Source organism: Streptomyces sp. NPDC059371 (assembly GCF_042751995.1).
Lineage (GTDB): Bacteria > Actinomycetota > Actinomycetes > Streptomycetales > Streptomycetaceae > Streptomyces.
Genome location: NZ_JBHYXD010000044.1, coordinates 59,554 through 65,735, shown reverse-complemented (window position 1 = coordinate 65,735; position 6,182 = coordinate 59,554). Strand labels below are relative to the sequence as shown.

Genomic DNA, 6,182 nt, shown 5'->3' with positions numbered 1-6,182 from the left:
TTGGCGCCCCCCCCCCCACACCCAGAGACACCCACCACAACGCGCCCCCCCCCACACCAGGCGGCCGGGGCCCCCCGCCAAACACTCCGTTCGGGGCCGGGCGCGACCGCGCCCCGGGCCTTTCAGCCCTTGTGCTCGCGCAGCGCGGCCAGAGCGCGGTCGGCGTGAGCGCTCATGCGCAGTTCGCTGCGGACGACCTCCAGGACGGTGCGGTCGGCCGCTATGACGAAGGTGACCCGCTTGGTGGGGGCGAGCGAGAAGCCCCGCTTCACCCCGAACCGCTCCCGCACGGTTCCGTCGACGTCGGACAGCAGGGGGAAGCCGAGCGTGTGACGGTCGGCGAACTCCTGCTGCCGGTCGACCGCGTCACCGCTGATCCCGACCGGCCGCGCGCCGGCGGCCGTGAACTCGGCGGCCAGATCGCGGAAGTGGCAGGCCTCGGCGGTGCAGCCGGCGGTGAGGGCAGCGGGATAGAAGAAGAGCACCACCGGTCCCTCGGTCAGCAGTTCGGACAGGCTCCGCATGGCGCCGGTCTCGTCCGGCAGCGTGAAGTCCTCGACCTGGTCGCCCACGTTCACCTGAGATGTCATGACTGTCCCTTTCCGGACCGGGCGACTCCGCGCGCCCACAGCACGAGGGGCACCTGGAGCGGAAGCCGTGCGAGAGCCGCGGCCCGGAGCGGCGCGGGGCGCCCGCGCCAGTCCGCGGCCATCTTGACGTTGGCGGGGAAGACCCCGACGAAGAACGCGGCGGTGGCGAGCGCGGCGACCCGGCGCGTCCGGGGGAGTGCCACCCCGGCCGCCAGGGCGAGTTCGGCGGCGCCGCTCACGTACGTCCAGGTCCTGGGTGCTCCCGGCAGGGCGCGCGGGACGATGGCGTCGAACTGTCGTGGTGCGGCGAAGTGGGCGACGCCCGCGGTGGCCAGAAGGCCTGCGAGCAGCAAGGGCGATCGTTCGGGCCGTGGCACGGTTCCTCCTCGGGGGGCCTGCCCCGCGGATATTACTGCAGGGTAAGTGCCAGTGGTACAGGTGGGATGTGTCAGCCGCCTGTGCATCGGGTGGCGTTCGCGTGCCCTCGCCGGGCCGGGGAGCGGGGCCGGCACCGCGACGTCCGGTGGATGCGTGAACGTCCAGGTTTGGGAACGCCCTTCACGGTGAGCTGTAGAAGTGACCCGTCCTGGCCGAGAAGCGAGGACGTGGAAAGGCCGACGACGTATCGCGGCGAACAGCGTGGCCGCGATTCCTCAGGGCCCGCCGCGCGTGCCACGACGGGCCCCGGATTCGGCCTGGAACGGAGGAACGAAGGATGTGCCGGCAGGTTCAGAGGTCCGCCACCGACACGGTGGCCGGTGCCCGACAGGTGGTCTCGACGGCCCCCGGCAGCCCCGCCGACGTGCGGCAGGCGGTCAGGTACGCCCTCGCGGGCCGGCCCGGCGGCCTCACCCGTCACGACGAGGACGCCATCGGCGACGCCCTGCTGGTCGCCTCCGAGCTGGTCACCAACGCGATGCTCCACGGAGGCGGAGTCACCGGGTTCGAGGTCACGCCGACCGAGCGGGCGGTGCGGCTGTCCGTGAGCGACCGGAGCGATCAACTGCCCGTGGCGGGTGATCAGTTCGACGACGTCGGCCGGATGCGGGTCGGCGGCCGCGGCTGGATGATCGTCTGCGCGCTGGCCAGTGACGTCGTCGTCGCGAACCTGCGGACCGGAGGCAAGCGCATCACCGCCGAGGTACCGCTGTCGGCCGGCTCACGGCGCTGAACGGCGTGCCCGAACGGGAGTGGCAGGGCAGGCGCTGAGCCGGTGTGGCCGTCCGGGACACTGGGTCAGGCGTTGAGCCGGGGTGGCCCGTCCGGGACAGTGGGTCAGGCGTTGAGCCGGGGTGGCCGGGCGGGACGGTGAGTCGGGCGTTGAGCCGGGGTGGCCCGTCCAGGACAGTGGGTCAGGCCGTCAGGCCGTCAGGGCATGTCGAAAGATGCCCGAATCCATGGCCCCGCTCCGTCGGGTCCGCCCCGGTGCCTCGCTCCGAGGGGTGGCGTCGCTCCGGCCCGTGGCGGTCGAACGTGCCGCGGCCTGGACCGTGAATGTGGTCTTCGCGGGGTCGACGAGCGCGTCACCCAGCACGATCCGGCCCGCCGCGTGCAGCGCGTCGCATTCACCGGTGGGCAGCGCCACATAGCAGCCGCCGCGTCCGGTCGCGGGGTCGAAGGGGAGCCAATACCCGTACCGACGGCGGCCGTTCGCGTGCACCGTGAGGCGGACGGGGAACCGCCGCTGGGTGATCAGCCGCAGGATCTCGGCGCCTTCGGGGCCGAGCGGGGCGTGCGTGCGGGGCAGCGGCCGCAGCATGGTCACCGGCCTCCGATCGGCGCTCGCGGCACGGCACGGAGGTGCGGGGTCGGCGTCATGTGCGGGCGGCCTTTCGACGGACGGACGGGATCACACGGCACGGGTGCGGTGCTTGTCTGGCTGACCAGCATTGTTCCGTACGGGACTGACATCGTGGGCGGAACAGCGCTCAGCCGCGCCGCCCGGATGCCTGCGCGCGATGGGCGCGGGCGGTGAGCTGCCCCTGGACGAAGGGGTCCGTGGCGGGGTCGTACGATCCGGCGTGGTCGGCCAGGGCCTCGGTGATCCGTTCCCACTCCTCCACCTCCGTCCGCGCGTCGGGTGCCGTCGCGCCGTCGGACGAAGCGTCCTCGGCCGCCTTTCTCGCGTCGTCGAGGGCCGCCTTCGCCCGGTGATGGTTCATCCCCGTGGCGGCGTGGCGCACCCGGTCCCACGCGGCGTGCTCCCGCTCGGACGGTTCCGGCTCGGACAGTTCCGGCTCTGGACTCAACGCTCCACCTCGATCGTGCGACGGGACAGCTTCCTTCACGGGAACCGGGTGCCCAGGTCACGCCGTACGACACCTCCGCGTCGGCGCGCGCGGCCGTGGGCGCCGGTCCGTCACCAGGGCAGGAACGCGTGGACGTCCTTGCCGTCGGGACGCACGATCACACTCACCTGGTCGCAGAGCGCGTGGACCAGATGCCAGCCGATGCCGCCTCCGCCCTGGGACGGGCGGAAGCGGCGCGGCGCGGGCGGGGTGGTGCTGGTGTCGTGGAGCGTCACGTGCACACCGTCGATGGTGGGGCGCATCTGGAGCTCGAAGGGGCCGGGAGCGTACTGGATCGTGTTCGCCGCGAGTTCGGTGACCACCAGCAGGATGTCGTCCCAGTGCTCGGCCGCCGAGGGCGGTGTGGCTCGTGCGAGGGCACGCAGATAGCTCTCCGCAGCCAGCCGCGCGTCGGTCACGTTGCGCAGCTCCCCGCCGAACGCGCTGGTGAGCATCCCCAGTTCCGCGGATGACGACTTGCTGTTCCGGCTCGGATCGATCTCCATCGTGCCCTTCGTTTCGGATCTCGTCGACGGAATGCCTCTCGCTGCGTCGCGACCCGGTCACCTGCGCCGAACCCGGCCCAGTGGTGCGGCCCGGTGCTGCCCCTTCTGCCTACGCGGAGGTGTTCTGGGAGCGCCGGCGGGAGCGGCGCCGTGCCAGTGCGCGCCGTTCCGCCTCGCTCGTGCCACCCCAGACGCCGACGGTCTGGCCCGTGTCCAGGGCCCAGCGCAGGCATTCCTCACGGACCGGGCAGCCCGCGCAGACCGCCTTCGCCTCCTGGATCTGGAGCACCGCGGGGCCGGTACTCCCGATGGGGAAGAACAGATCGGGGTCAACGGTGCGGCAAGACGCGTCTTCGCGCCAGTTCTCCATGAGGAACCTCCTGATCGAATGGAGCGCGTTCTCCGGAATCCGGTTCCTTCTCGGGTCACCCCTGATGCACCGGATGAAACAGGCGAGCCGTGCAAAGATCCCGTGGATACTGGAGCGGCCGCACGTGTCGGCCGCGCCGTGCGACGGGATTCCCCCGGGCCGACGAACCGATGTCACTCGCCCGCCGCGGCGGGCGCGCACCGGGGTGGCAAGATGGAATCCCGGGTGACGGCCGGTTCGGCTTCGACTGTCTCGACGGATGAACGGATGGCCCATGGCGCAGGAGTCCGGCGAGGTCTGGGAGAAATTTGCCGTCGCCCTGGCGGACATGGCGCGGGATCTGCTGGCGCAGGACACCGTGCAGGCGACCCTGGACCGGATCGTGGAGCACGCGAAGGTGCTGATCAACGGCTGCGACGAGGGCGGCATCCTCACCGTCCGCCGCGGTGAGGTCAAAGCGCTGGCCGCGACCAGTGACGTCGTGCGTCAGGCGGACCGGATCCAGCAGGAGCTGCGGGAGGGCCCGTGCTTCGACGCGGTGACCGAGCGGGAGCAGCTCTACGCCATCGAGGACCTGCGCCGGCCGCACGAGAAGTGGTCCCGCTTCGCGCCCGAGCTGAGGAAGTTGGGCATGGGCAGCATGATGGGCTTCCTTCTTTTCACCGACGACGACGCACTCGGCGCCCTCAATGTGTACTCGCGTCGGCCGAACATGTTCGACGAGTCGGCTCAGCGCGCCGGATGGGTGCTGGCCTCGCACGCCGCGGTCGCCCTGTCCTCGGCCCGCACGCACCAGCAGTTGGGTGACGCCCTGGAGACCCGCCATGAGATCGGTGAGGCGATGGGCATCCTCATGGAGCGGCACGGCCTCGGCGAGGATGAGGCCTTCGCCGTGCTGAAGAAGGCCTCCCAGGACCACAACATCAAACTGCGGGAGGTCGCCCGCAAGGTCTGCGAGACGGGCGAACGCCCCCGCTGACGGCCTCTGCGATCCCCAGTTCGGTCGGGTCCGGTCGGCCCGGTCGGGGTCAGAGGAAGCGGCGCAGGGGTACGACGGCCAGCTCCTTGGCGCGCTGGACCGGCGACCTGTGCCCCCAGCGGGCCGGTTCGATGCCCACGGCGTTCTCCCGGTCCTCGTCGAAGTCCTCGTCGAGGGCCGTGGTGAACGCCTCGTCGAGAACGGCAAGCATGACCTCCTCGTCGTGCTCCATCGAGCGGCGGTTGAAGTTGGTGCTGCCGATCAGGGAGGCCACGCCGTCCACGGTCATGATCTTGGTGTGGAGCATGGTCGGCTGGTACTGGCGTATCTCGACACCGGCGGCCAGCAGCGCGCCGTAGTGGTTCTGGCCGGCGAGCTGACAGGCCCGCTGGTCGGTGTGCGGACCGGGCAGCAGGATCTCCACCCGGACACCGCGCCGCGCCGTCGCGCACAGCAGGTCCACGAAGTAGGTGTCCGGGGCGAAGTAGGCGGTGGCGAGGCGGAAGCGTTCCTCGGCCGAGGTGAGCATCACCCTGATGAGGGTCTGCATGTCCTGCCAGCCGAAACTGGCGGAGCCCCGCACCACCTGCACGGTCGCGGTACCCGGCTGGCCGTGCCCGGTGAAACGGTCCCGGTCGTCGAAGAGCTCGTCGTGGCACTCCGCCCAGTTCTGCGCGAACGCGGCGGCGATGCCGTCCACGGCGGGCCCCCGCACCTTGACGTGGGTGTCCCGCCACTCGGCGGGACCGCGGGCGTCCCCGCACCACTCCTCGGCGATGCCCACGCCGCCGGTGAACGCCGTGTGCTCGTCCACGACGAGTGCCTTGCGGTGACAGCGGTGGTTCTGCTTCAGCGGCGAGAGCCACAGCGGCTTGCGGAACCACGCGACCTGCACGCCTGCCGCGGTCATGGAGCGCAGCAGGTCCCCCTCGATCCGCTTCGCGCCGAAGCCGTCCAGCAGGAGCCGCACCCTGACACCCGCCCGAGCCCGGTCGGCCAGCGCGGCGGCGAAGTCGCGGGCGATCTGCCCGCGCCAGTAGACGAAGGTCATCATGTCGATGGTGTGCTCGGCGGAACGCACGGCGTCGAGCATCGCGGCGAAGATCCGGTCGCCGTTCCGCAGGGGAACCAGTTCGTTCCCCTCCGTGGCGGCGATGCCGATCAGACGCTCCAGACGTCTGCGGAACCGCTGCTTGCGGCGCCGTGCCTCCGCCGGGTCAACCGTTCCGTAGCCCTCGGCTCGTGCCGCGATGATCTGGGACATTCGCCGTCTCCTGTTGTCCGTGGCGCATCCGCCTGTCCTTGACGCGTATCGCGTCCCGCCTCGTCGCCTCGGCGGGCGCCGTGCGGTGCTGGGGTGGGGGGGGGGGCGGGCGCGGGGGTGGGGGTGGGGGTGGCCCCGCCGCGCGTGGTCGGGGGCCCCCCCGGCGAGGCGTGCGGGACGACGCT

At 71.6% G+C, this 6,182-nt stretch carries 9 protein-coding genes; 2 read left to right on the top strand and 7 right to left on the bottom strand.

Annotated features, from left to right (window positions below):
* Positions 1-122 precede the first annotated feature (122 nt).
* Both ACFXGX_RS23945 and ACFXGX_RS23940 read right to left on the bottom strand, forming a co-directional pair.
* The gene (locus ACFXGX_RS23945) at positions 123-590 is read right to left on the bottom strand and encodes a peroxiredoxin (protein ID WP_384794694.1); all 468 of its coding nucleotides are present in this window, start codon (positions 588-590) and stop codon (positions 123-125) included.
* The gene (locus tag ACFXGX_RS23940; RefSeq protein WP_382778831.1) at positions 587-967 is read right to left on the bottom strand and encodes a DoxX family protein; all 381 of its coding nucleotides are present in this window, start codon (positions 965-967) and stop codon (positions 587-589) included. The genes ACFXGX_RS23945 and ACFXGX_RS23940 overlap by 4 nt, the downstream gene beginning before the upstream one ends.
* A 338-nt stretch (positions 968-1,305) precedes the next feature.
* Here ACFXGX_RS23940 and ACFXGX_RS23935 point away from each other — a divergent pair, with 338 nt between their 5' ends.
* Entirely contained in the window at positions 1,306-1,761 is a 456-nt protein-coding gene (locus ACFXGX_RS23935) for an ATP-binding protein (protein WP_384794692.1), read from the top strand.
* A 189-nt stretch (positions 1,762-1,950) separates the two neighbouring features.
* Here ACFXGX_RS23935 and ACFXGX_RS23930 read toward each other — a convergent pair whose 3' ends face one another.
* From ACFXGX_RS23930 to ACFXGX_RS23915, 4 genes are all read right to left on the bottom strand, one after another.
* Positions 1,951-2,349: a hypothetical protein gene (locus tag ACFXGX_RS23930; protein WP_384794712.1), complete on the bottom strand. Its 399-nt coding sequence runs from the start codon at positions 2,347-2,349 to the stop codon at positions 1,951-1,953.
* Positions 2,350-2,518: 169 nt separating this feature from the next.
* On the bottom strand, positions 2,519-2,839 hold the full coding sequence (locus tag ACFXGX_RS23925) for a hypothetical protein (protein WP_384794690.1): 321 nt from the start codon (positions 2,837-2,839) through the stop codon (positions 2,519-2,521).
* A 110-nt stretch (positions 2,840-2,949) separates the two neighbouring features.
* A complete protein-coding gene (locus ACFXGX_RS23920; RefSeq protein ID WP_384794710.1) occupies positions 2,950-3,333 on the bottom strand; it encodes an ATP-binding protein in 384 nt (127 codons plus the stop codon).
* A 160-nt stretch (positions 3,334-3,493) separates the two neighbouring features.
* Positions 3,494-3,754: a WhiB family transcriptional regulator gene (locus ACFXGX_RS23915; protein ID WP_384794688.1), complete on the bottom strand. Its 261-nt coding sequence runs from the start codon at positions 3,752-3,754 to the stop codon at positions 3,494-3,496.
* 274 nt (positions 3,755-4,028) lie between these two features.
* On the opposite strand from ACFXGX_RS23915, the gene ACFXGX_RS23910 reads away from it, so the two are divergent.
* Entirely contained in the window at positions 4,029-4,733 is a 705-nt protein-coding gene (locus ACFXGX_RS23910) for a GAF and ANTAR domain-containing protein (protein WP_384794686.1), read from the top strand.
* A 49-nt stretch (positions 4,734-4,782) separates the two neighbouring features.
* On the opposite strand, the gene ACFXGX_RS23905 is transcribed toward ACFXGX_RS23910, so the two are convergent.
* Positions 4,783-5,997, bottom strand: coding sequence for a phosphatidylserine/phosphatidylglycerophosphate/cardiolipin synthase family protein (locus tag ACFXGX_RS23905; protein WP_384794684.1), 1,215 nt, complete (start codon positions 5,995-5,997; stop codon positions 4,783-4,785).
* Between the last annotated feature and the right edge of the window lie 185 nt (positions 5,998-6,182).